Origin of the sequence: Saccharomonospora sp. (assembly GCF_027317685.1) — a bacterium.
GTDB lineage: Bacteria > Actinomycetota > Actinomycetes > Mycobacteriales > Pseudonocardiaceae > Saccharomonospora.
The window spans coordinates 85,499-107,530 of the sequence record NZ_DAHVQP010000022.1; the positions used below are offsets into that span (position 1 = coordinate 85,499).

Consider the following 22,032-nt stretch of genomic DNA (forward strand, 5'->3'; position numbering starts at 1 on the left):
CGGTCGAGGCCTAAGTGTTCTCGATCACGTCGGCGGTCGACGTCCGCCCGACGCGGTGTCGTCGAGCGTCATCGTGGACGGGCCCGCTCGGGTGATCGGAGTTGTCGGCGCTGTCCGGCTCGGACGGCCCCGAGATCACGCCGTGTGATCGATCGGTCTGTCCGGTCGACGTGGCCGCCCGAGGGGAGAACCACTCGGAAGCTTCGAAAGCTCCCGTTCGCTGACACTGGTCAGAACTACTTTCCGGTCTCCTCTTCGCGCTCCCCGTCGGACATGATTCACTGTCTTAGCGGTCACTGACCGAGGGAGCTGTGACACACACTGTGAGGGGAGGTCGGCGCGGATGAGTGAGCGCTGGTATGCCGTGCGGCGTTCGGGTAGGTCGAGCGCACGCCGTCCCGATGACCTCTGCGAGCTGGGGGACGCGTGCGTCCCGGTGTGCACGACCACGCAGGGAGGCCGAGTGGGACGTTCACGGCGTGGACGTGGGCCTTTGACCCCCACCGGCCCTCACGCCATGATGTTGTTTGAACACGGTATGTGCCGGACACCCGGCGCGGCGCACACCGGTGCGCAGCGCACCACACCCCGGGCACTCGGGAGTACACGATGACCACGATGACGCTTGCGATGTTGGCGCAGGGCGAACTCGGCACGGAGAACGTCCGTGACTGGATCCTGGACAACATCATTCCACTCGTGTTGCTCGCCGTCGCGCTGCTGTTGCTGTGGCTCGGCGGCGGTAAAGGTGACAACGCGGGCGTGATGCGCAGGCTCGCGGGCGTTGTCATCGCTCTCGCCATCGTCGGTCTCGCCGTGAGCGGACTGGGTGTCGACGTCGGCGAATGGTTGGCAAGTCTGTTCACGAATCCGAGTTGACGTAGGGCACGCGCGGTGCGCATTCGAACTGACGACGAGATCTACCGCGTCGACGCGGTCTGGCTCGGCCCGCCGAAAGCCACTTTCCCATGGCGGGCACGGTACGTGGCGTGGGGTGTGGGCATCCCGGTCTTCCTCCTGGTGCTCAGCGTCGAGCGGCAGATCGGCATCGGTTTCGATTTCTTCTCCACGGCGTGGGCGTTCGTCATCACCATCGCGCTCACGAACATCATCACGTCCAAGATCAGCCACGAACGTCCGCTCGGCGCGGTGTTCACCATGTGGTGGCGCGAGCTCCACGCACCGCGTGAACGCAGAACCGGAACGGGGGGAGCCGCGAGCGCGAGCAAGATCAGAGTGAACAGAGAGCGGCCCAGACCGCGCCCCAGACGTCGAGATCGGTCCCGGCGCGGCACGGCACCACCGCCGCCCCCGTACCCGCCAGACAGCCCAGGACGAGCGCGCCGTCGCCCACCGGCGGCGGTCGGGAGGTAGTCGTTGTTCGGTCGCGGCCGTAGCCGGAAGGCCCAGTATCCGGCGCAAACGCAACAGGCCGAGGGCGGCCGTCGAGACAGGCGTCTGCCCGGCGAACAGGCCATCCCCACCTACACCCCATCCATCGCCGCACGTTCGATCGACGGGCATCTGCTCCGGACCGGACACGAGGTGTACGCCTGGTACCGGCTGGCGCCGCAACGGTGGTCGTTCCGGTCGGACTCCCAACGTCGCGATCTGATCGCCGCCATCGCGGGCCAGTATGCGGAGCTTCAGGGCCGGTGGTTGCATCTGCGTGTCACCACCCGCCCGTACCCCATCAGGATGTGGGCCGAGGCGCACGTCCACAACGCACGCAACCGTCCGGCCGACATTCCGGGCGCGTTGTCGTTCGACGACTACCTGGTGGGCGAACAGCAGCAGCTGCTGGGCCGGTCGATGGCGGAGAAGGAAGTCTACCTGGGGGTACAGGTCCAGACCCGTCGCATGGTCGACCGGGCCGTCGAGCGAGCGGCGCCGTTGCTGCGCAAGATCCTGCCCGAGGCCGTGGACGCCGAGCTGGTCGCGCTGGACTCCGAGGTGGAGCATCTCGACCAGGTGATCGGGGCGCCCGGCCTGGAGGGGCGGCCGGTGCTCGCCGAGGAGATGTCCTGGCTGATGCACCGTTCCTGTTCCTTGGGGCTGCCCGCGCCGAGGAACCTGCCCGCCGTACCGGGGGCGGTGTGGGAACCGGAGGACCTCGCCAGCTTCACCGACGCCGCCGACTTCCACTGCGAGCCCTACGCGCCCACCGTCACGGTGCGCGGGCGCACGGGGTCCAACGCGGGGGTGAGCCGACACGTCGCCGTGCTCACCGTGGGGCAGATGCATGGTCTGCAGATCCCCGAGGTGGACGACCCGTGGGTCCAGCACTCCGATCGATTGGCCGCTCCCGTCGAGTGGTCGGCCCGCATCTACGTGCGCACGCCCGAAGAGGTCGCCGGTGAGCTGCAACGGCAGATGAACAAGGTCCGTTCGCAGGTGAAGCACTACACCGACGAGCACGACCTCGAACCGCCGCAGTCGTTGGCCCGGCAGGCGTCCCGCGTGCTGGAGATCGACGACGAGATGACGTCCGGATTCACCGCGCTGGCCACGCGGGTGCGGTCGTGGTGGCGGCTGGCCGTGTCCGGCTCGACGGAACGGGAGGCGCTGCGGCTCGCGCAGCAGTTGCTCGACCTCTACAAGCCCAAGATCGCCATCGAACACCCCGAGGCGCAGTACGCGTTGGCGCGGGAATTCATCCCCGGCGAACCACTGTCGTCGGGCGCCTACCTGCGGCGTGGTTCGGTGGTCTGGGCCGCCTCGGCGGTGCCCACCGCGACGGCGGAGGTCGGTGACCGGCGCGGAATCCTGTTGGGGGAGACCTGCACGGCCACCCGAAGGCCGGTGGCGTGGGACCCGTGGATGGCGCAGGAGATCCGCGACGGTTCCGGTTTGACGGCGATGGTCGCCGGACTCGGTGGCGGCAAGTCGTTCCTGGGCGGCGGCATCGTCTACAAGACACTGCGGGCGGGCGCGAGCTGGACGATCCTCGACCCCTCCGGACCGTTGTCGAGACTGTGCGACCTGCCGGAGATCAGGCCGTATGCGCGGCCGATCAACCTGCTCAACGCACAACCGGGCATCCTCAACCCTTATCGGGTGGTGGCCGAGCCGCAGCTCGAACACTTCCTGGACGAGGACGATCCCGAGCGGGCGTGGCGACGTGAGCGCGCACTCGCCGGTGCCACGCGGAGGCGACTCGTTCTCGACGTGCTCACCGGAGTGCTGCCGTACGAGGTGGCGCGCATGCCGCAGACCCGCATCGTGCTGTTGCGGGCCGTGCGCAGAGTGGGGGGCCGCTACGACGCAGACCCGGGACAGGTGATCGACGCGCTGCGGCGCGACTCCAGCGAACACCACGAACACGCGATCGTGGTCGCCGACTTCCTCGACGAGCTGCGCGAACGCATGTCGTTGCTGATCCCGGAGGCCGACGCGGATCCGTACTCCGAGACCCGCGACGACCGGCTCACCGTGCTGACGATGGCCGGGTTGACGCTGCCCAAGGAAGGGGTGGGCCGGGAGCACTGGACCGACGCCGAGGCACTCGGCGTGGAGATGCTCAACCTCGCGGCGTGGCTCAGCCAGCGGTCGGTGTACGAGAAGCCGAAGGAACTGCGCAAGGGCGTCTGGATCGACGAGGCGTTCTTCCTGTCGGAGGTACCCACGGGGCGCGTGCTGATGAACCGGTTCGCGCGGGACTCCCGGAAGTGGAACGTCCGCGTGCTGCTCTCGTCTCAGATTCCCGCCGACTTCCTCAAGATCCAGGGGTTCGTGGCGCTGCTGGACTCGGTGTTCGTGGGACGGCTGGACGACGACGACACCCAGGCCGATGCGCTGCGCCTGCTCAAGGTCCCCGTGGGGGTGGGCTACGAGCAGGTGGTGGCGGCTCTGGGCCGTAGGCCGGGTTCGCGGCGTGACGTGGAGCGTGACACCGAGCCCAGGCAGTTCCTCTTCGCCGACGGTGCGGGCGGCGTGGAACGCATCAAGGTCGACTTCTCCGGCCCGCATCTCGACCACCTCCGCACCGCGTTGGACACCACGCCGGGATCGGCGGCCGAGGACCGCAAGTCCACCCGGGCCGAACCTTCCAAGGCCGACAAGGAGGCCGACAAGGATGCCGAGGACGCTGGGGATGCCGGAGATGCCGGGGAGGCTGCGGACTCGGCCGGCGCCGCGAGTGCCGAGACCGTGCCACCCGTCGGGTTCTCCGGTGAACCGCCCGGCGACGAGCTCGACGAGGAGCTGGAACGCGCGGCGGAGCTGGAGGTCGGGCTCACCGAGGAGGCCGTGCTGAAGGAGGCGATCGGCGCGGAGTCCGATGCCGGTACCGGGCGTGACGGGGACGGTCCCCAGGACGACGATCCAGGTGGCGCCGACCGGCCGAAGGAGAAGGAGCACGCGGGAGCCGGTAAGGGCGGCACCGGCAGGGGTGCGGCATGAACACGATCATGACGTTGGTGGCCGTGGCCTGCTGCGCGTGGGCGTGGCGGGCCGTTCGGACGCGCCGTCGTGGCGGACCTGTGCGACGGCGAGGTCCCGCACTGGCGATGGTGGTGGCGGTGCTGGGGCTCCAGTTGACGCTCACCGCACCCGCCTCGGCGCAGAATGGCTGTGAGGCACCGAACCCCGAACGTCCCGGTGCGGGCATGGTGGGGGCGATAGACCCCCCTGCAGGTAATGGCGAGGACGGCAGCGCCTACCTCGATTACAGCTACGCCGGCATGGTGTGGCACGTCTACGACTGCGACAGCGGCGCGCTGAGTCTCGGTTCGCCCGAGTCCACCATCGACACGTGGACGGGCAACCAGCTGTTCAACATCGCCAAGAACATCGTCGGAGCCACCAACTCCCTGCACTACACGGTGCTGGAAGGCGGTCTGCTCAACCCCATCTACAACGCCGTTTCCGAGGGCGCGAAGACGGTGTACGACAACGTCTACACCCAGCTGTTCGGGCTGGCCGCGCTGCTGTTGGCGATCCTGCTCTTCCGCAACATCTGGCGGGGCGATCTGTCCACGGTGAGCAAACGCGCGTTGTTCGCGCTCGGCGGTGTGTGGTTGGCGGCGTCCTCCATGGCGTTGCTGCGCTACTACGACGAGATCGACAACGCGATCGTGCAGACCACCACGAACATCCAGGCCGGATTCGTGGACGAGGCGGAGAACCGGATTGTCCGTGATGTCCTGCCCACCGACCTGCACAACGAGGTGGTCTACAACAACTGGTTGCGTGGCGAGTTCGGTTCGCCCGACTCGCCGCAGGCCGAGGAATACGGCAGGGAGCTGCTGGACGCGCAGGCGTTCACGTGGGAGGAGATGCGTAACGGCGACGACGCCGACGAGGCGTTGATCGAGGAGAAGAAGGCCGAGTACCAGGCGATCGCGAACCAACTCGGCCCCGCCACCGGCTACTTCACCGGCGAGGACGGCAGCCGTACGGGTGTGGGTTTCCTCGCGTTCCTCCAAAGCCTGTGTTACGCGCTGTTTCAGTTGTTCGCCAAGGCCGCCGTGCTGTTGGCGCAGATCCTGGTGCGGCTGTTCACGTTGACGGCGCCGCTGATCGGGCTCGTCGCGATCCTGCACCACGACATCCTGCGGCGGGTGGGCAGAGTCGTGGGCACGGTGGCGTTCAACCTGCTCGTGCTGTCGGTGCTCGCGGGCGTGCAGGCACTGCTGCTGCGGGCGATCTTCTCGGCGGGCGGTTCGCTGTCGATGCTGACGCAGATGGTCATCGCCGGGTTGATCACCGTTCTGCTGTTCATGGTGGGCAGGCCGGGCAAGCGGTTGTGGCAGATGGTGGAGATGTCGGTGGGCATGGTCGGTGCCGCCGTGCCGAGTCCCCGTGGTGGGTTGTTCTCGCGCTTCCGCCGCAACGCCGACCAGCCCAGCCCCCAGGACGAGTTCTGGAAGACGGTCGCCGAGGAGGACGCCGCCGAGGGCGGTGCCGCCACGCGTGGCACGGGTGGTGTGCTCGCGGGTGGTCGTAACCGTCCGGAAGCGACGGTGGTGGCCACGGCCGAGCGGCTCGACACCAGGTCGGGTTCGGGCGCGCATCCCGCGACTCTGTGGTCGTCCGGGGATCGGGCGGCGTTGCCCGCGGGTGGGAACGACGAGACCGGTGTGTTCGCCGGGTACCCCCCGAGCCGATCACCGGGCGACTACATGGGCACACGCGAGCCGGTGACGGTGCTCTCCGGCGGAGGCCGCCGGGTCGATTCGCCATCCGTGGCCGACCACGGTTGGGACCGGTACGACTCCGACCCGGTGGTGGTGCCGTCGCGGCTGTCGTCGGACGGTGTGGAGTCGCCGACACCGCCTCCGGTGGTGCAGGACGCGGCCCCGGCGGGGGTGGCGGTGCCGCAGCCCCGGCGCGTGGAGCACGAGTTGGTGGCGGGCAAACCCGTGTTCGTGCTGTACCGGCCGTCGCGGGGCCTGGAGGTCCGGGACGACCGCGACACCGACCGCGTGGTCCGTTAGGGGGTCGGGATGCCCATTCGCACCAACCGGGGTCGGGCCGCGGTGTATCGGCGGTTGTGGGGCTGGCCGATGCGTTCGCCCACTCATCTCGTGGGCACGATCATCCTGGTCGCGGCGATCATGATCGCCGCGGGCATGCTCGTGCCGAGACTGGCGGGCGACGGTGGTGTCGGTGCGGCCTCGGCCGGTAGGCCCGAGTCCACGACGGACAGCGCACCGAGCGGGTCCGACGAGGATGCGGACCCGACGCTCGACCGCGAGACCCTGCCCACCAGGTTGTCCGAACCACTTGTCACTCCCACCTCGGCGGAGCCCGCGCCCGAGGCGCTTCGGGTCGCGGAGCAGTGGGTCGCGGCCTGGCTGACACCGCCCGAGGACGGGTCCGTGGATACGTGGCTCGAAGGAATGAGCCCCTACACCACGGAGGAGTTCCTACCCCAGCTTCGTACGGTCGACCCGGACAACATCGCGGCCACCAAGGTCGTGGGCGCTCCGGAGGCGCACGAGTCCTACACCAGTTCAGTACAAGTCAAGATCACTACCGACGGACCGGCTTTGCTGGTCACCGTCATCGAGACCGACACCGGGTGGCGAGTCACCGACTACAGCGAGGACAGCGGGTGAGGTCGGAATGCGGGCCGGATTATTGATCGGATTCGTCGCCGCCGCGACCACGACCGTGTTGGTGGCGGCGGGGATGGTGATGGTGCTCGACAGTCGACGCGCGCCGGCGTACGCCACGTCGCTCAGTTGCAATGCCGCGCTCGGCCCCACCCAGCCCGGGCAGGCGGACCGAGGCGCGAGCGACGCGGCCGAGCTCACCGACGAACAGTTGGACACGGTGTCGCTCATCATCTCCCTGGGCCGGGAGCGTGACCTCTCGCCGAGGGCATGGCAGGTCGCTATCCAAGCGGGCATGACCGAGTCGGGACTGCGCAATCTGAACTACGGCGACCGTGACTCCCTCGGCATCTTCCAAATGCGACCGTCTATGGGTTGGGGCACGCCCGACCAGGTCACCGACCCGGCCTACGCGGTCAACAAGTTCTACGACGTCTTGGAGTCGATTCCCGACTGGGAGGGCATGCGGCCCGGTGACGCGGCACAGGCGGTGGAGCGTTCGGCGTTTCCCGATCGCTATCACCGTTGGGAGCCGATGGCGGTGTACCTGGTCGAAACCCTGGGCGAGGTGCCCGACGCCACCGGTTGTGGTCAGGGACTGGGCGCGGCGTTGCCTCCCAACGAAGAGGCGGGCCGGGCCATCGAGTTCGCGTTGTCCGAGCAGGGCGACCCCTACGTGTGGGGCGCGGAGGGTCCGGATGCTTACGACTGTTCCGGACTGATGATGCGGGCGTACGAGTCGGCGGGCATCCTGCTGCCACGAGTGTCCAAGGACCAGTACCGGGCGGGCGCGATGTTGCCCGTGGAGGAGGCGCAGCCGGGTGATCTGGTGTTCTGGGCGTACGACTCGTCCGATCCGACGACCATTCACCACGTCGCCATGTATCTGGGCAACGGCGAGATCGTGGAGGCGCAGCAGTCCGGGGTTCCTGTGCACACGCGGGCGATCTCCTGGGACGAGCCGGGTCTTGTGCCGCAGGCGGTGCGGCCGGGTGTGTGAGGAGGAGGCGCGTGGCCAGGAAGTGGGGTAGGCGCAGAAGGGCGAAGAGCCCGGTCGTGGTGCCGCAGGCGTTGGATGTCGAAGCCATGTTCGACATGCCGCAGCCGGCACGTCCGGTCCGTCAGGCGCGTCCTCCTGCCTCGAGTACACCGTTGGCCGATCGGCTCGGCGAGGGCGCACCGGGGGTCACGGAGAACTACGTGGTGCTGCCGCGTTCGTTGGCCGAGAACATGCCGTTGCCCTGGCAGCAGCAGATGGCGTCGTTACTCACCCAGTTCCACGAGGTCCACGGTGGCTTGTCGTGGCCGACTTATCGCGTGGTGCCTTCCCGGTCCGAGCGTCTGGTCGACCTCGACGAGGAGCAGCTCGCCGAGGCCGGTTACCTCGTGGAGCTCGATGCCGACGGCGAGCTGGTCTACCGCGATCGCACCGGTCGGCGCGTGGAGGACCCGGAGAGCACCGTGGTGCTCGTGCCGTGTCTCGATCCGATCCTGCGTCGCTCCGGCGAGCCAGGTGAGTCCGGCAAGGCCGGTGAGGGCGGGGAAGTCGAGGAAGCCGGGGAAGCCGAGAAAACCGCGGCCACTCCGGAAAACGGCCAAGTCGAGCGGAGGCGAGCGCAACCGGGAGCGGCACCGATGAACATCGGCCCGCAGCCGGTGTGGCGCACCACCACTCCCACCCGCGCTGCCACGGCGCCGCCACTACCGCCACCGCCCACCGCGCCGTCCGTGTCACAGCCACCCGTGTCCCAGCCGTCTGTGCCCCAGCCGCCGGTGTCGCAACCACCCGGGTCCGTGGAGCCCACGCAGTCGGCCGGGCCTGACATGCCGACCGGTTCCGACGGTGGACGCGGCTGGTTCGACGACTCGGCCGAAGCCGGCGGGAAGACAGCGGAGGTCCGGGGAGTCCAGGAGGCACGAGCCGAGGGTGAGCAGTCACCCGGCGACTCGGTGGAACCGGAGTTCGGCCCCACGGGTGACGAACCGACGGAGATCCCGTACCGCTACCGTCGTTGAGCGGTCCATGCGACGCTGACGACATGGCAGCCAAACGCAAGGACCCGAACCCGCCGTCGGGCTGGTGGTACAACACGCGGACCGGCGAGGTCGAACACGGCGAGTTGTCGCGAGCCATCGACCTTATGGGGCCGTACCCGGACGAGGCCACCGCCCGGCGTGCTCTGGAGATCGCCCGTGAACGTACCAAACGGGCCGACAAGGAAGAGGCCGAATGGGAGGGGGAGGATTTCGACGAGCAGTGAGGACGAGCGGGACGACGAGCTGGTTGACGGGCTGATCGACGAGCTGATGGGGTACAGGGCGTGAAAGACGATCTGGGTGCCGAGGTTCCGCTGTCCGGGCCGCCGAAGCGGGTGGTGTCGCTGGTGCCGTCGCTGACGGAGGCGGTGGCCACGACCGTGCCGGACGTCTTGGTCGGGGCCACGGATTACTGCACGCATCCCGCCGACCTGGACGTGGCGCGGGTGGGCGGGTCGAAGTACCCGAAGGTCGACGCTGTGCTCGACTGCGCGCCCGACCTGGTGCTGGGCAACTCGGAGGAGAACCGCCTCGAGGACGTGCGCAGGCTCCGGGAAGCGGGCGTGCCCGTGTGGGCGATGGCGGCGCCCGAGACGGTGCCCATGGCGTTGGAGTCGTTGCGGACGTTGTTCACGCGGGTGTTCGAAGTGGAGGCGCCCGCGTGGCTCGTCGAGTCCGAGGACACGTGGCGGGAGACCCAGTCGATACGGGCGCGGGCTGTGGTCCCGGTGTGGCGTAAACCGTGGGTGGTGCTGGGCCGCGACACCTTCGGAGGGGACATCCTGCGCAGGCTCGGGGTCCACAACGTCTACGCCGACGACCCCGAGGACGCCGACCGGTATCCGCGGCCGACGTTGGACGACCTGCGTGCCCGTTTCGACAGGGGAGAGGCGGACCTGTTGGTCCTGCCCGACGAGCCGTACGAGTTCACCGACGCCGACGGGCCCGATCATTTTCCCGGGGTGCCGTACGTGTTGGTGTCCGGGCGGCTGCTCAACTGGTACGGCCCGTCGTTGGTCGAGGCTCGGAAGGAGCTTTCAGCGGCCTTCGCCGACCTCGGGGCGCGATAGCGCGGTCACGGTCGTCATCGCCGACCGGCGAAGGTGTCGGTGGCGTTCCGCAGCGCCATGAGCACGCCAGGATCGGTCACGGCGTGTCCGGCGTTCTCCAGGATGGTCAACGTCGAGTCCGGCCACACCCGATGCAGTTCGTACGCCGTGGTCGGAGGGCAGACGACGTCGTAGCGACCCTGCACGATGCGGCCGGGGATACCCGCGAGGCGGTGGGCGTCGCGCAGCAGTTGGCCTTCGGCCAACCATGCGCGGTGCGTGAAGTAATGCAACGCGATCCGCGCGAACGGCACCGCGAAGGCCGGTGCGCTGTAGCTGGCGAGGAAACTCGGCTGGGGGATGGTCGAGACGATCGCGCCCTCCCACGCGCTCCACGCCACGGCCGCCCGTTCGGCCACGGCCCGGTCGGGCCCGTCGACCAGTGCCCGGTAGGCCGCGAGCAGGTCGTCCCGCTCCGACGGCGGCACCACTTCCACATAACGCTGCCACTGCTCGGGGAATAGGTGTCCGGCGCCGCCGTTGTAGAGCCAGTCGAGCTCGGAGGCTCGGGCGGTGAACACTCCCCGCAGCACGAGCTCACTGACCCGGGACGGGTGTTTCTCGGCGTAGGCCAGTGCGAGCGTGGCGCCCCACGAGCCGCCGAACACCTGCCAGGAGTCGATGCCGAGATGTTCGCGCAGCTTCTCCATGTCGGCCACGAGATGCCAGGTGGTGTTGACCGACAGGTCGACGTCGGGGTCGCTCACGTGAGGTGTGCTGCGGCCCGACCCGCGCTGGTCGAACTGCACGATCCGGTACACGGAAGGGTTGAAGTGTCTGCGGGTGAGGGGGTTGCTGCCGCTACCGGGACCGCCGTGTAACACCACCACGGGTTTGCCCTCGGGATTGCCGCTGACCTCCCAGTACACATGGTTGCCGTCCCCGACGTCCAACATGCCCTGTTCGTGCGGAGCGATCGCTGGATACAGCGGTTCCGGCTTGGTCTGTGACCCGGTTTCCGACATCTCGACACCTTCCACCCGACGACCCGGCACCGTCGAAGGCGCCGGGTCGTTCATAGCAGTGTCGCTCAGTGGAATGTGTGCTCGGGTGTGGGGAACGTCCTTCCGCGTACCTCCTCGGCGAACGTCTTCACCGCGTTGGTCAGCTCTCCGGCCAGGTCGGCGTACTGCTTGACGAACCTGGGTACGCGGCCGGTGCGCAGCCCGGCCATGTCCTGCCACACGAGCACCTGCGCGTCGCAGTCCGGTCCCGCCCCGATGCCCACGGTGGGGATGTGCAGTTCATGGGTGATCTGCTTGGCGATCTCGGCGGGCACCATCTCCATCACCACCGCGAACGCGCCCGCGTCCTGCAGGGCCAGAGCGTCGGCGATGAGGGCGTCGCCCGTGTCACCGCGGCCTTGGACGCGATAGCCACCGAGGTTGTGCTCGCTCTGTGGGGTGAAGCCGATGTGGCCCATCACCGGGACACCGGCCGTGGTCACCGCTTCCACGTGAGGCGCGAACTTTCGGCCGCCCTCCAGTTTGACGGCGTGGGCGCGGCCTTCCTTCATGAACCGTGCCGAAGTGGCCACGGCCTGCTCGGGGGACACCTGGTAGGAGCCGAACGGCAGGTCGGCCACCACGAGTGCCTTCGACACCGAGCGCGTCACGGCCCGGACCAGTGGCAGCATCTCCTCCACCGTGATCGGCAGCGAGGATTCGTAGCCGTACACCGTGTTGGCGGCCGAGTCGCCCACCAACAGCACCGGGATGCCCGCCTCGTCGAACAGTCGGGCTGTGTAGGTGTCGTAGGCGGTGAGCATGGGCCAGGGCTCGCCCCGCTCTTTCAGCTCCCGCAGATGGTGGATGCGGACTCGTTTACGCGGCGGCGTCGCCGATTCGGCGGGTGTGCCGGGTGCGGCACCGTAGGGGGCGGGGGTTTCCGCCGAGTCCTGGGGCGCGGGTTGCGCATTGTCCTGTGACATCGCTGTCGACCGTCCTTCCCTCGAGGCCGTTCGCCGGTCCCCGGGTCGTGGATCGTTTGCGCCTACCAGCGTCCCATTGGCTTGAAATACTCCCCAAGTGCGCTGCGACGAGCTTCACAACGAGCGTGTCGACCGCTCAGAGTGACCGGTCGACTACCACGAAAGCGTGATGCGTGGTATGTAACTCGCCATGCTGTCAGCTCAGCACCGTGCCGCGCCGCCGTTGCCCGCGGTGCGCAGGCTCACCGCGGTGCTGATGCTTCTCGGCGCCGTGGCTCATCTGGGGTTTCTCGCCGAGTTCCTGCTCGACACGGCCCTGTCTCCGTGGCGCGTGCTCCCGGCGTATCTGCTTGCCGAGCACCAGCCGTACCGGGACGTGTTCCGTGTCGCCGACTGGGTCGCCGGGGGCGCCTTCGTCGTGGTCTCTCCTCCGCTGCTGCGCATCGCACCCGTGCACTGGTTGAGCAGGCTCACCGTGGCTGTGCTGTTCGCATCCGGCGTGTTCCTGCTGTTACGGGCGGCGTTCCCTCCGGAATGCGTGCCCACGCCGTCCGGTCTGTGCGACTCGCCGGTCGAACGCACCGTCCAGGGTTCGGTGTTGTTGCCGGCCGTGCAGTATCTCGTCAGTCCCGCGATAGTGGCGGCGTGGTGGCACGGCCGGTGGCGTACGGCCGTTTGGACGCTGTTCGTGATCCAGCTCGCCACCTGGGCGGTGGTTATCGTCCTCGGGTGGTTCGCCCTCGGGTGGTTCGTGGGCTTGGCGGTGCGGGTGCAGATCGTCACGGGTTCCGCGTTGCTCGCCGTGGGCGCGGCCTATGTACTCGGCAAGGGCGTCACGCGGCCCTTCGGGGCGTCTCGACGCGATCGCGCGCGGGAGAGGGTCGGGCCATGCCCGGAATGACCGGTCCGGTCGCCGATGAGCGCGAGGGCCTGCTCGACTACCTCGCGCAGCAGCGCTACGTACTGTGTCTGACCGCGTATGGGCTGACCGAACAGCAGATCAGGGCCACGCCCACGGTGAGTTCGCTGAGTGTGGGCGGCATCATCAAACACGTCAGCCACACCGAACGTGCCTGGCTGGACCTGGTGGTGGGGGACGAGATCACCGATCCCGGTGACGACCTGCGTTTGGAGCCCTGGGAAACCCTCGCCGACCTCATCGGCGAGTACGAGACGGTGGCCACCCGCACCGAGCGGATCATCGTCGGCATCGACGATCTGAGCCGTCCGGTGCCCGTGCCGCGGGACGTGCCGTGGTTCCCGGACGACGTCGACGCCTGGTCGGTGCGGTGGGTGTTGTTGCATCTCATCGAGGAGACCGCCCGGCACGCCGGTCATGCCGACATCATCCGGGAATCCCTCGACGGTGCCACGGCGTTCCCGCTGATGGCCGCCGCCGAGGGTTGGCCCGAGACGCCGTGGCTGAAGCCGTGGACACCGCGGCGATCCGGTGAGGCGGGATGAGGCGGGTTCGTGCCCGGCCGGAGGACGGTTTCCGACGAAGAAGGTCAGTGAGCCTCACGCCAGGCGCTGGTGATGGGCAGCCTGCGGTCGCGGCCGAACGCCTTGAAGGTGATCTTGGGACCGGGCGGGTACTGCCTGCGTTTGTATTCGGCACGGTCCACCATCCGCACCACACGGTCGATGGTCTCCGCGTCGAATCCCGCCTCCAGCAGGTCGGCGAACCCGCGATCGCCTCCCACGTAGTTGTCGAGGATGTCGTCGAGCAACGCGTAATCGGGCAGTGAGTCGGTGTCGAGCTGGCCGGGCCGCAGCTCCGCCGACGGTGGTTTCGTGATCGAGTTGGGCGGGATCGGTGGTGTCTCCCCGCGTTTCTCGGCTTCCGCGTTGCGCCAGCGGGCCAGTTCCCACACCTGTGTCTTGAACACGTCCTTGATCGGTGCGAACCCGCCGACGGCATCGCCGTAGATCGTGGAGTACCCCACCGCCAGCTCGGTCTTGTTGCCCGTCGCCAGGACCAGGTGGCCATTCAGGTTGGACAGCGCCATCAGCAGCATGCCGCGCACCCGCGCCTGGATGTTCTCCTCGGCCACCCCTTCGAGCCGAAGCTGGTCGACGTAGGCCGCGACCATGTTCTCCACCGATTCCACCCGGAAATGGCAGCCGAGACGGCGCGCGAGGTCGGCGGCATCGGAACGCGAGTGCGCGGAGGAGTACTTCGACGGCATCGACACCCCGTGCACGGCGTCGCCTCCGAGCGCGTCGGCGGCGAGCGCGGCCACCACGGCCGAGTCGATCCCACCGGAGAATCCGAGGAGGACCGAACGGAAGTTGTTCTTGCGGACGTAGTCCCGTAGGCCCGTGACCAGGGCCGACCAGATCTCCGCCTCGTCGGACAGCGGTTCGGCGAGCTCGGGCCGGTACGTGACCGGGTAGGGGTCGAGCGGCGTGTCGCTGAGTACGCGGTGCCGCACGGCGAAACCCTCCACCCCGGTCTCGCTCCTCGTTCGCCGCCGCTCCGGCAGGTCGAGGTCCACGACGAGCAGGTGTTCGGTGAACTGCGGCGCCCGGGCCAGCAGCACCCCGTCCGCGTCGACGATGATCGATCCACCGTCGAACACCAGGTCGTCCTGCCCGCCGACTAGGTTGGTGTAGACCACCGGGGCCTTCGCCTCGGCGGCACGTCGAGTCACCAACGGCAGCCGGATGTCACTTTTGCCCTGCTCGTACGGCGAGGCGTTCGGCGCGAGCACCAGGTCCACGCCGAATGCGCCCAGTGCCGTCACGGGGCCGCCCTCCTGCCACAGGTCCTCGCAGATCGCCATGCCGAGATCGACGCCGTGCACGCGCAGCACGGTGAGCGCTGTGCCCGGTTCGAAGTACCGGCGCTCGTCGAACACGCCGTAGTTGGGCAGGTGGTGCTTGTACTGCGTGGCCACGACCTCGCCCCGGTACAACGCGGCGACGGCGTTACGGGGTCCACCCTCGTCGGCGTCGAGGTAGCCGACGACGACGCAGACATCGCCGTACCCGGCGTCGGCCACGGTGCGGGCGAGTTCGGTGACGGCCGTTCGGGACGCCTCGGTGAACGCGCTCCGCAGCGCGAGGTCCTCCACCGGGTAACCCGGCAGCGTCATCTCGGGGAAGACCACGACGTGGGCGTCCTCCGCCGCGGCCCGCCGTGTCCACTCGACGACGAGGTCGGAGTTGCCGCTCAGGTCACCGACGGTGGTGTTCACCTGGGCCAGGGCGATGCGCAGTTGTGGCATGCCCTCATTCTCACCCACCCGGTCAGGAGCGCTTCTTGCGCAGTGTGCTCCTCACCTTCTTGAGTGCTTGTTCGGCGTCGGAGTCGAACGGGTTGTCCTGCACGAGGTAGGTCCACGTGGAGGTCGGTCTCCGCACCCCGGCCCGGGCCAGGTCGATCCCCTCATCGGCGACGTCGGCCTTCACCAGTGTCTTGGCCGAGCGCTTCTCCAACTCGTCGCGGATCTTGCGGAACGCCGGGATGGCCGTGCGGTGGAACTCGTCCAGCGGGGCCTCCTTCGCCAGCGCCCGCAGGTGGATGGTTTCGCGCACCTCGGTCAGAAAAGCCAGGTGATCGGCCCACAGTTGGTCCAGGTGGAACAACACGATCTCGCGACACACGCGATCGAGCGTGTCCTCGCCCACCGATTCGGCGAGCTCGGCGCACCGGTCCGGCTCGGCCTCCCGCAGCAGCGCGGTGGCCTTCTCGGTGCGCAGTATCTCGTCGCGGTAGGTCAGCAGCTCGGCGCGCTGGTGCTCGATGAGCCTGGTGTATCGCCACGTGTTGCGGTGTATCTCCAGGTCGACGCCCTCGGCGACACGTTGGGCATGGTTGATCTGCCGATGAGCCGCCGCGTCCGTGATCTCTCCCGTGTCCGGGTCGCTGGGGATGCCGTCCGGGATGTCGGGGGCGTGTGCCAGCACCAGTTCGTCGCCGAGACTGGCGAAGAACACCGAACTGCCAGGATCGCCCTGTCGTCCCGCGCGGCCACGCAACTGGTCGTCGAGCCTGCTGCTCGGGTAGCGCGCCGTGCCGATGACGTGGAGCCCGCCGAGTTCCGCCACGCGTTCGGCGTCCGCGCCGTCGGCGCCGCCGAGCCGGATGTCGGTGCCCCGGCCCGCCATCTGCGTGGACACCGTGATCGCGCCGTGGACACCGGCCTGGGCGATCACCGAGGCCTCCTCGGCGTCGTTGCGCGCGTTGAGCACCACGCATTCCAGGCCGGCTTTGCGTAGCTTCTCCGCCAGCTCCTCCGACTCGGCCACGTCCTGGGTGCCCACCAGGATCGGCCTGCCGGTCTCGTGCACCTGGCGGATCTCCTCCACGATCGCCCTGAGCTTGTGGCGCGGAGTGACGAACACGCGGTGCGGCTGGTCTTCTCGGATGTTCGGGGTGTTCGGCGGGATGACCGCGACCTCGAGCTTGTAGAACTCGCGCAGCTGCTCGGCCACGGCCACGGCCGTGCCGGTCATCCCCGCCACCTGCGGATACCGCGCGATCAGGGCCTGCACGGTGATCGAGTCGAGGATCTCGCCGTGTTCGGACGGCGGTAGCTGTTCCTTCGCCTCCACGGCGGCCTGGAGGCCGTCGGGCCATCGCTGCAACTCGGCCACTCGGCCCCGAGAGGCGTTGACGAGCTGCACCTTGCCGTCTCGGATCAGGTAGTCGACGTCTCTCGTCAACAGCGCGTGTGCGTGCAGGGCCGCGTTCACCGCCGCGAGGCGGTCGGAGCCCGATTCGCCGTAGAGGTCGATGCCGCCGAGCGCTTTCTCGACCACCGAGGCACCCGCCGCCGTCAGCCACGCGTTACGGCCGTCGGGGTCGGTCTCGTAGTGCAGGCCTTCCCTGAGCCGGCCCACGATCCGCGCGACCTCCTCGTCGGCCACGCCCGCGTCCACCGAGCCCGCCATCACCAGCGGAACCCGCGCTTCGTCCACGAGCACCGAGTCGGCTTCGTCGACGATGGCGACCTCCGGTTCCGTCTGCGTGAGGTCGTCCACCGACGTCACGAGCCGGTCGCGCAGCACGTCGAAGCCGATCTCGCTGACCGCGCCGTAGCAGACCTCACTGTGGTAGGCGTCCCGGCGTTCGTCGGAGGTCGACGAGGGCTCGACCCAGCCCACCGACACACCGAGCGCGTCGTAGACGGGGCGCATCCACTGCGCGTCGCGGCGAGCGAGGTAGTCGTTCACCGAGATGAGGTGCACCCGTTTGCCCTGAAGGGCGTATCCGGCGGCGGCCAGCGCGCCCGCCAACGTCTTGCCCTCACCGGTGGCCATCTGCACGACGTGCCCGGTGAGCAGTCCCATCGTGCCCAGCAGTTGCACGTCGAAGGGGCGTTCTCCCAACGTGCGCCGCGCGGCCTCGCGGCCCAGGACACACACCTCGACCAACACGTCGTCGGGATTGTCGGGAGCCTTCTCGGCGTTTCTGAGCTCGGCCGCGCGTTCGGTGAGTTCGGTGTCGGACAGCTTCTCCAGCTCGGGTTCCAGCTCACCGATGCGGGGGAGGAGGGCTTCGTACCGCGCCAGGTCCACGCTGGCAGGGCGCGACAGCAGCCGTTTCAGTTTCGTTCCGACCCGGCTCAACAACGCCACCTTGTGGTCCTCCTCTGCTCGGCACGGCCATGCCAACCCGCCACGCCCAACGTAGCCGGGAGTGCCCCGGTTCCCCGTTGACAATGGCACGATCACAGTCGTGCGCACCAGGAAACGCTACCTGTCCTTGGCGGCGAGCCTCGTCCTTCTTTCGTCGGTGGCCTGTTCGGGTTCGGACGGCGCGGAGGAAACGAAGGCACCCGCGGGCCCGGTGCCCGAGGGGTTCGAGAACTTCTACGCCCAGCAGCTGGACTGGGGTGACTGTGAGCCGTACGCCGACGACGCGATGGCGCGGCAGGTCTTCTCCGGCGACGGGCTGGAATGCGCAAGGCTCACCGTGCCGTTGTCGTACGAGGCCCCGCAGGGGAAGACCATCAACGTCGGGTTGCTGCGCAAACAGGCGAGCGATCCCGATCAGCGGATCGGTTCGCTGGTGTTGAACCCCGGTGGTCCGGGTGGTTCCGGGATGATGACGGCGGCCCAGCTGGCGGGCACGATCGCGAACACCGAGCTGGGGAAACGTTTCGACCTCGTGGGCTTCGACCCGCGGGGTATCGGCGCCAGCGAGCCGGTGATCGAGTGCCGCACCGACGCCGAGATGGACGCCGACCGCGCCGACACCAGCAGCATGGACGGTGTCGACGACGTCGCCGACGCCGAACAGGATGCCAAGGAGTTCGCTCGTTCGTGTGCCGAGCGCACCGAACACGGGGAGGAGATGCTCGCCAACCTCGGTACCCGTGACGTGGTGCGCGACATCGACGTCATGCGGTCGGCGCTCGGTGACGAGAAGCTGACCTACCTGGGATATTCCTACGGCACCCGGATCGGCTACACCTACGCCGAGACCTTCCCTGGCAACGTCCGCGCATTGCTCCTCGACGGTGCGATCGACCCCGAGCAGGACATGCTGGACTCGCTCGTCGGGCAGGCCGAGGGCTTCGGCAACACCTTCGACAGGTTCGTCGAGTGGTGTGTGTCCCGGAACGACTGCGCGCTCGGCCGGGACTCGGGCAAGGCGGTGGAGGCGTACCAGGGACTCGTCAGGCCGCTGCTGGACGAGCCAGTGACGTTGCCCGACGGCCGGGTTCTGACGTACGACGACGCCACCACCGGCACCGTGGCGGCGCTTTACAGTCAGCAGCTCTGGCCCACGCTCAATCAGGGGCTGAACGGTCTGAAGCAGGACAACGGTGCCATGTTGATGGCGTTGGCCGACACGTATTACGAGCGTGGCCCGGACGGGAAGTACTCCTCCACGCAGGAGGGACTCGTCGCCATCCGCTGCGTCGACGATCCGCCCGTGACCGACCAGGCGAAGATCGAGGAAGCGCAGGCGCGGTACCTGGAACTGGCCGAGTTCCTCGATCCCGGTCTGCCTCCGTCATCGGCCAGGGACGCGTGCGCGTTCTGGCCGGTCGAGCACACATCCGAGCCTCACCTGCCCGACGTCGAAGGCATCCCACCGGCGCTGGTGATCTCGTCGACCGACGATCCGGCCACTCCGTACCAGGCGGGGGTCAATCTCGCCGAGGCGATCGGCGGCAGGCTGCTCACGTTCGAAGGCGCCCAGCACACGGCGTTTCTGACGGCGGGCAACCAGTGTGTCGACGAGGCGGGCACGGCCTACCTCGTGGAGGGAACCCTGCCGCCGGAGGGCACTCGCTGCGGATGAGTGCGGGGGCGCGGACGGTGTCGTTTCGCGGGGGAATCCCGTCGAGAGCTCAGGAACGCCGAGCGGAGGCTGTGGAGGCTTCGGCCGTGTTGTGCTCGGTGAGCACCAGTTGCACCTGCACCGCGCCCTCGTTCTCCTTGCGCGGCGGCACCTGAATCCAGATCCTCATGAGCTGGTCGGTGCCGTCCGCGATCCAGAACTTGACGTCCACGTCGTCGTGCACGGCCGGCACCACGGCCGAGATCGCCTCCCGCGAGAGATCGCCGTCGACGCGGTAGGTCTCGACGTCGCCGAGTTGCTCGCGCGTCTCGGTTTCGAGTCCCTCGGCCTCGGTGAGCAGCTGCCGCATTCCTTGTTCGGGGTCGAGTAGGCGCGCGGGGGTGTAGGTGTCCGGCATCGCCTTCTCCACTGTCTCGCCGTCCGAGTCGGTCAGTCGGAGAACGTCACTGTCGAGGGCGAATTCGTACCGGACGCGTTCGGTTTCGAGCTGCATGTCGGCGTCGCCGCTGGCGGTGCCGTTCGGGCTTTCCGTCCGCGAGGCGACGCCCTCGATCTTCCGTACTGGCAGGCCCGGTATCGCTCCGCTGATGTCGAGCTCGAAGGCCACACTCGTCAGGTCACGCAGGTTCTCGGCCGCCGCGTCCACCAACCGCTGTCCTTCCGGCAACGGTCCCGTGTTGTCGGGGTTGCCCGAGCAAGCCGTCAGCGAAGCGGACGTGGCAAGCGCGGCGAGAAGGACTTGTGCGAGCCGGCGGAGTTGCATGCGGTTTACGGTATCCGGGCGTTTCTCGCCGTGGTGAGAAGGTCGGGTGTCACCCCTACAGGGGGCGGAAGCGGTCTTGAAACATGGCTTTAACACTGCGCGCATAGGGTCGCGACATGGATCGCCGGCAGGAATTCGTGCTGCGCACGCTGGAGGAGCGGGACATCCGGTTCGTGCGACTGTGGTTCACCGACGTCCTCGGTTTTCTGAAGTCGGTCGCTGTGGCTCCCGCCGAACTCGAGGGCGCGTTCTCCGAGGGCATCGGGTTCGACGGTTCGGCGATCGAGGGCTTCGCCCGGGTGTACGAGTCCGACATGATCGCCAAACCGGATCCCTCCACGTTCCAGGTGTTGCCGTGGGAAACCGAGGACGGCGAGCGTTATTCGGCGCGGATGTTCTGTGACATCGCGATGCCGGACGGGTCGCCGTCGTGGGCGGATCCGCGGCATGTGTTGCGGCGCCAGCTCGCCAAGGCGAGCGAGGCGGGTTTCACGTGCTATGTGCATCCGGAGATCGAGTTCTTCCTCCTGGCGAACCTGCCTATGGACGGGCGGGAGCCCGAGCCCGCCGACAACGGTGGGTACTTCGATCAGGCCAGTCACGCCACGGCCACTCATTTCCGCCGCCATGCCATCGAGGCTTTGGAGGAGATGGGGATCTCCGTCGAGTTCTCCCACCACGAGGGCGCGCCAGGTCAGCAGGAGATCGATCTGCGTTATGCGGACGCGCTGACGATGGCCGACAACGTGATGACGTTCCGCTACGTCATCAAGGAGGTCGCGCTCATGCAGGGCGTGCGCGCCACTTTCATGCCCAAGCCGTTCAGTAATCAGCCCGGGTCGGGCATGCACACGCACGTGTCGCTGTTCGAGGGGGATCGAAACGCGTTCCACAGCCCGGAGGATCCGTACGAGCTGTCCGCCACCGGTAAGGCGTTCGTCGCGGGCCTGCTGCACCATGCGCGGGAGATCTCCGCGGTCACGAACCAGTGGGTGAATTCGTACAAGCGACTCATCCAGGGCGGGGAGGCTCCCACAACGGTGTCGTGGGGTAGGGCGAACCGTTCGGCGTTGGTGCGGGTTCCCATGTACTCCCCGGGCAAGGCGTCGTCGTGTCGCGTGGAGATCCGCACTCCGGATTCGGCGTGTAACCCGTACTTGGCGTACTCGGTGATCCTCGCGGCCGGGCTGAAAGGCATCGAGCAGGGTTACGAGCTGCCCCCGCCCGCCGAGGACAACATCTGGAGCCTGTCCGACGCCGAGCGCAAGGCCGCCGGGTACCCGGAGCTGCCGCAGAACCTGGGTGAGGCCTTGGGGGAGATGGAGCGCTCCGAGTTGCTGCCCGAGGCGCTCGGTGAGCACGTCTACGACTTCTTCCTCCGCAACAAGCGGGTCGAGTGGGACAACTACCGCAGCGAGGTGACTCCGTACGAGCTTCGGACTCTGCTCCCGGTGCTCTGAGGGGCGCATCAGCGAGGCTCGGCGGGATAAAGCGCTTTGAGCTGGGGTTTTGTGGTTTGGGGACCCCCCTGTTTGGGTGGGTTTTGGGGGTGTGTAATCTTCTCTTTGTCGCCAGGGACGACCGGGGCGAGCGGGTCAGACCTGAGAGGGTTTGACAGCGCGGAACGCACCGGGTAATGTAACTGGTCGGCCTCCCAGGTGAGGGGCCGCAATCCGTGACTGTAATCCGTTGTGGTTGTTGCGGTGCGGTGTGCCTCTGGGGAGATAACCAGGACATACTTTGTGTGTTGTTTGAGAACTCAACAGTGTGCTAGTGATTGTCAGCTAGTAGTGATTTTTTGTGCCCTTTTGTGGGTTTCTTTGAGATGACTGTTTGAGTCGTCGGATCAAGTTCATTGTTGGAGAGTTTGATCC

The 22,032-nt window shown here is 67.9% G+C and carries 18 protein-coding genes; 13 read left to right on the forward strand and 5 right to left on the reverse strand.

The features are described from left to right. Nucleotides 1-609 precede the first annotated feature (609 nt). From M7H19_RS02075 to M7H19_RS02115, 9 genes are read left to right on the forward strand one after another with little or no spacing between them, the layout of a single operon-like run. A complete protein-coding gene (locus M7H19_RS02075) occupies nucleotides 610-879 on the forward strand; it encodes a hypothetical protein (protein WP_298176355.1) in 270 nt (89 codons plus the stop codon). Between the two features lie 15 nt (nucleotides 880-894). After that, complete coding sequence (locus M7H19_RS02080) at nucleotides 895-1,374, forward strand: hypothetical protein (RefSeq protein ID WP_298176357.1); 480 nt, start codon at nucleotides 895-897, stop codon at nucleotides 1,372-1,374. 3 nt (nucleotides 1,375-1,377) lie between these two features. After that, nucleotides 1,378-4,401 carry an ATP-binding protein gene (locus M7H19_RS02085; RefSeq protein ID WP_298176361.1) on the forward strand — a complete coding sequence of 1,008 codons (3,024 nt, stop codon included), beginning with the start codon at nucleotides 1,378-1,380 and terminating at the stop codon, nucleotides 4,399-4,401. Then, complete coding sequence (locus M7H19_RS02090) at nucleotides 4,398-6,437, forward strand: magnesium transporter (protein ID WP_298176363.1); 2,040 nt, start codon at nucleotides 4,398-4,400, stop codon at nucleotides 6,435-6,437. Before M7H19_RS02085 ends, M7H19_RS02090 begins: the two co-directional genes overlap by 4 nt. 9 nt (nucleotides 6,438-6,446) lie before the next feature. Continuing rightward, nucleotides 6,447-7,061 (forward strand): hypothetical protein, encoded by a 615-nt coding sequence (locus M7H19_RS02095; protein ID WP_298176366.1) that lies wholly within the window; start codon nucleotides 6,447-6,449, stop codon nucleotides 7,059-7,061. A gap of 7 nt (nucleotides 7,062-7,068) precedes the next feature. Further along, nucleotides 7,069-8,058: a C40 family peptidase gene (locus M7H19_RS02100; protein WP_298176369.1), complete on the forward strand. Its 990-nt coding sequence runs from the start codon at nucleotides 7,069-7,071 to the stop codon at nucleotides 8,056-8,058. Between the two features lie 11 nt (nucleotides 8,059-8,069). Then, on the forward strand, nucleotides 8,070-9,074 hold the full coding sequence (locus tag M7H19_RS02105) for a hypothetical protein (protein WP_298176372.1): 1,005 nt from the start codon (nucleotides 8,070-8,072) through the stop codon (nucleotides 9,072-9,074). A 23-nt stretch (nucleotides 9,075-9,097) separates the two neighbouring features. Further along, on the forward strand, nucleotides 9,098-9,319 hold the full coding sequence (locus tag M7H19_RS02110; RefSeq protein ID WP_298176375.1) for a hypothetical protein: 222 nt from the start codon (nucleotides 9,098-9,100) through the stop codon (nucleotides 9,317-9,319). Nucleotides 9,320-9,379: 60 nt separating this feature from the next. After that, nucleotides 9,380-10,165, forward strand: a complete 786-nt coding sequence (locus tag M7H19_RS02115) for a helical backbone metal receptor (protein ID WP_298176378.1) — start codon at nucleotides 9,380-9,382, stop codon at nucleotides 10,163-10,165. 14 nt (nucleotides 10,166-10,179) lie between these two features. On the opposite strand, the gene pip is transcribed toward M7H19_RS02115, so the two are convergent. Both pip and panB read right to left on the reverse strand, forming a co-directional pair. Further along, on the reverse strand, nucleotides 10,180-11,169 hold the full coding sequence (gene pip, locus M7H19_RS02120; RefSeq protein WP_298176379.1) for a prolyl aminopeptidase: 990 nt from the start codon (nucleotides 11,167-11,169) through the stop codon (nucleotides 10,180-10,182). A 65-nt stretch (nucleotides 11,170-11,234) separates the two neighbouring features. Further along, nucleotides 11,235-12,134 carry a 3-methyl-2-oxobutanoate hydroxymethyltransferase gene (gene panB, locus M7H19_RS02125; RefSeq protein WP_298176382.1) on the reverse strand — a complete coding sequence of 300 codons (900 nt, stop codon included), beginning with the start codon at nucleotides 12,132-12,134 and terminating at the stop codon, nucleotides 11,235-11,237. A gap of 190 nt (nucleotides 12,135-12,324) precedes the next feature. Here panB and M7H19_RS02130 point away from each other — a divergent pair, with 190 nt between their 5' ends. Continuing rightward, nucleotides 12,325-13,035, forward strand: a complete 711-nt coding sequence (locus tag M7H19_RS02130; RefSeq protein WP_298176384.1) for a hypothetical protein — start codon at nucleotides 12,325-12,327, stop codon at nucleotides 13,033-13,035. Next, entirely contained in the window at nucleotides 13,023-13,598 is a 576-nt protein-coding gene (locus M7H19_RS02135; protein WP_298176387.1) for a DinB family protein, read from the forward strand. Before M7H19_RS02130 ends, M7H19_RS02135 begins: the two co-directional genes overlap by 13 nt. Before the next feature lie 44 nt (nucleotides 13,599-13,642). Here M7H19_RS02135 and M7H19_RS02140 read toward each other — a convergent pair whose 3' ends face one another. Continuing rightward, nucleotides 13,643-15,364, reverse strand: coding sequence for an NAD+ synthase (locus tag M7H19_RS02140; RefSeq protein ID WP_298176391.1), 1,722 nt, complete (start codon nucleotides 15,362-15,364; stop codon nucleotides 13,643-13,645). Between the two features lie 22 nt (nucleotides 15,365-15,386). Then, entirely contained in the window at nucleotides 15,387-17,720 is a 2,334-nt protein-coding gene (gene secA2, locus M7H19_RS02145; protein WP_298176393.1) for an accessory Sec system translocase SecA2, read from the reverse strand. 100 nt (nucleotides 17,721-17,820) lie between these two features. On the opposite strand from secA2, the gene M7H19_RS02150 reads away from it, so the two are divergent. Continuing rightward, nucleotides 17,821-19,395, forward strand: a complete 1,575-nt coding sequence (locus M7H19_RS02150) for an alpha/beta hydrolase (RefSeq protein ID WP_298176396.1) — start codon at nucleotides 17,821-17,823, stop codon at nucleotides 19,393-19,395. Nucleotides 19,396-19,444: 49 nt separating this feature from the next. On the opposite strand, the gene M7H19_RS02155 is transcribed toward M7H19_RS02150, so the two are convergent. Next, the gene (locus M7H19_RS02155) at nucleotides 19,445-20,158 is read right to left on the reverse strand and encodes an LppX_LprAFG lipoprotein (protein ID WP_298176398.1); all 714 of its coding nucleotides are present in this window, start codon (nucleotides 20,156-20,158) and stop codon (nucleotides 19,445-19,447) included. Nucleotides 20,159-20,274: 116 nt separating this feature from the next. Here M7H19_RS02155 and glnA point away from each other — a divergent pair, with 116 nt between their 5' ends. Beyond that, complete coding sequence (glnA, locus tag M7H19_RS02160) at nucleotides 20,275-21,618, forward strand: type I glutamate--ammonia ligase (RefSeq protein WP_298176401.1); 1,344 nt, start codon at nucleotides 20,275-20,277, stop codon at nucleotides 21,616-21,618. The last annotated feature ends 414 nt before the right edge of the window (nucleotides 21,619-22,032 follow it).

Coding starts and splice junctions, on each gene's coding strand:
- M7H19_RS02075 (WP_298176355.1), top strand. CDS start 610: ATGACCACGATGACGCTTGCGATGTTGGCGCAGGGCGAACTCGGCACG.
- M7H19_RS02090 (WP_298176363.1), top strand. CDS start 4,398: ATGAACACGATCATGACGTTGGTGGCCGTGGCCTGCTGCGCGTGGGCG.
- M7H19_RS02095 (WP_298176366.1), top strand. CDS start 6,447: ATGCCCATTCGCACCAACCGGGGTCGGGCCGCGGTGTATCGGCGGTTG.
- M7H19_RS02100 (WP_298176369.1), top strand. CDS start 7,069: ATGCGGGCCGGATTATTGATCGGATTCGTCGCCGCCGCGACCACGACC.
- M7H19_RS02110 (WP_298176375.1), top strand. CDS start 9,098: ATGGCAGCCAAACGCAAGGACCCGAACCCGCCGTCGGGCTGGTGGTAC.
- pip (WP_298176379.1), bottom strand. CDS start 11,169: ATGTCGGAAACCGGGTCACAGACCAAGCCGGAACCGCTGTATCCAGCG.
- panB (WP_298176382.1), bottom strand. CDS start 12,134: ATGTCACAGGACAATGCGCAACCCGCGCCCCAGGACTCGGCGGAAACC.
- M7H19_RS02130 (WP_298176384.1), top strand. CDS start 12,325: ATGCTGTCAGCTCAGCACCGTGCCGCGCCGCCGTTGCCCGCGGTGCGC.
- M7H19_RS02135 (WP_298176387.1), top strand. CDS start 13,023: ATGCCCGGAATGACCGGTCCGGTCGCCGATGAGCGCGAGGGCCTGCTC.
- M7H19_RS02140 (WP_298176391.1), bottom strand. CDS start 15,364: ATGCCACAACTGCGCATCGCCCTGGCCCAGGTGAACACCACCGTCGGT.
- M7H19_RS02155 (WP_298176398.1), bottom strand. CDS start 20,158: ATGCAACTCCGCCGGCTCGCACAAGTCCTTCTCGCCGCGCTTGCCACG.
- glnA (WP_298176401.1), top strand. CDS start 20,275: ATGGATCGCCGGCAGGAATTCGTGCTGCGCACGCTGGAGGAGCGGGAC.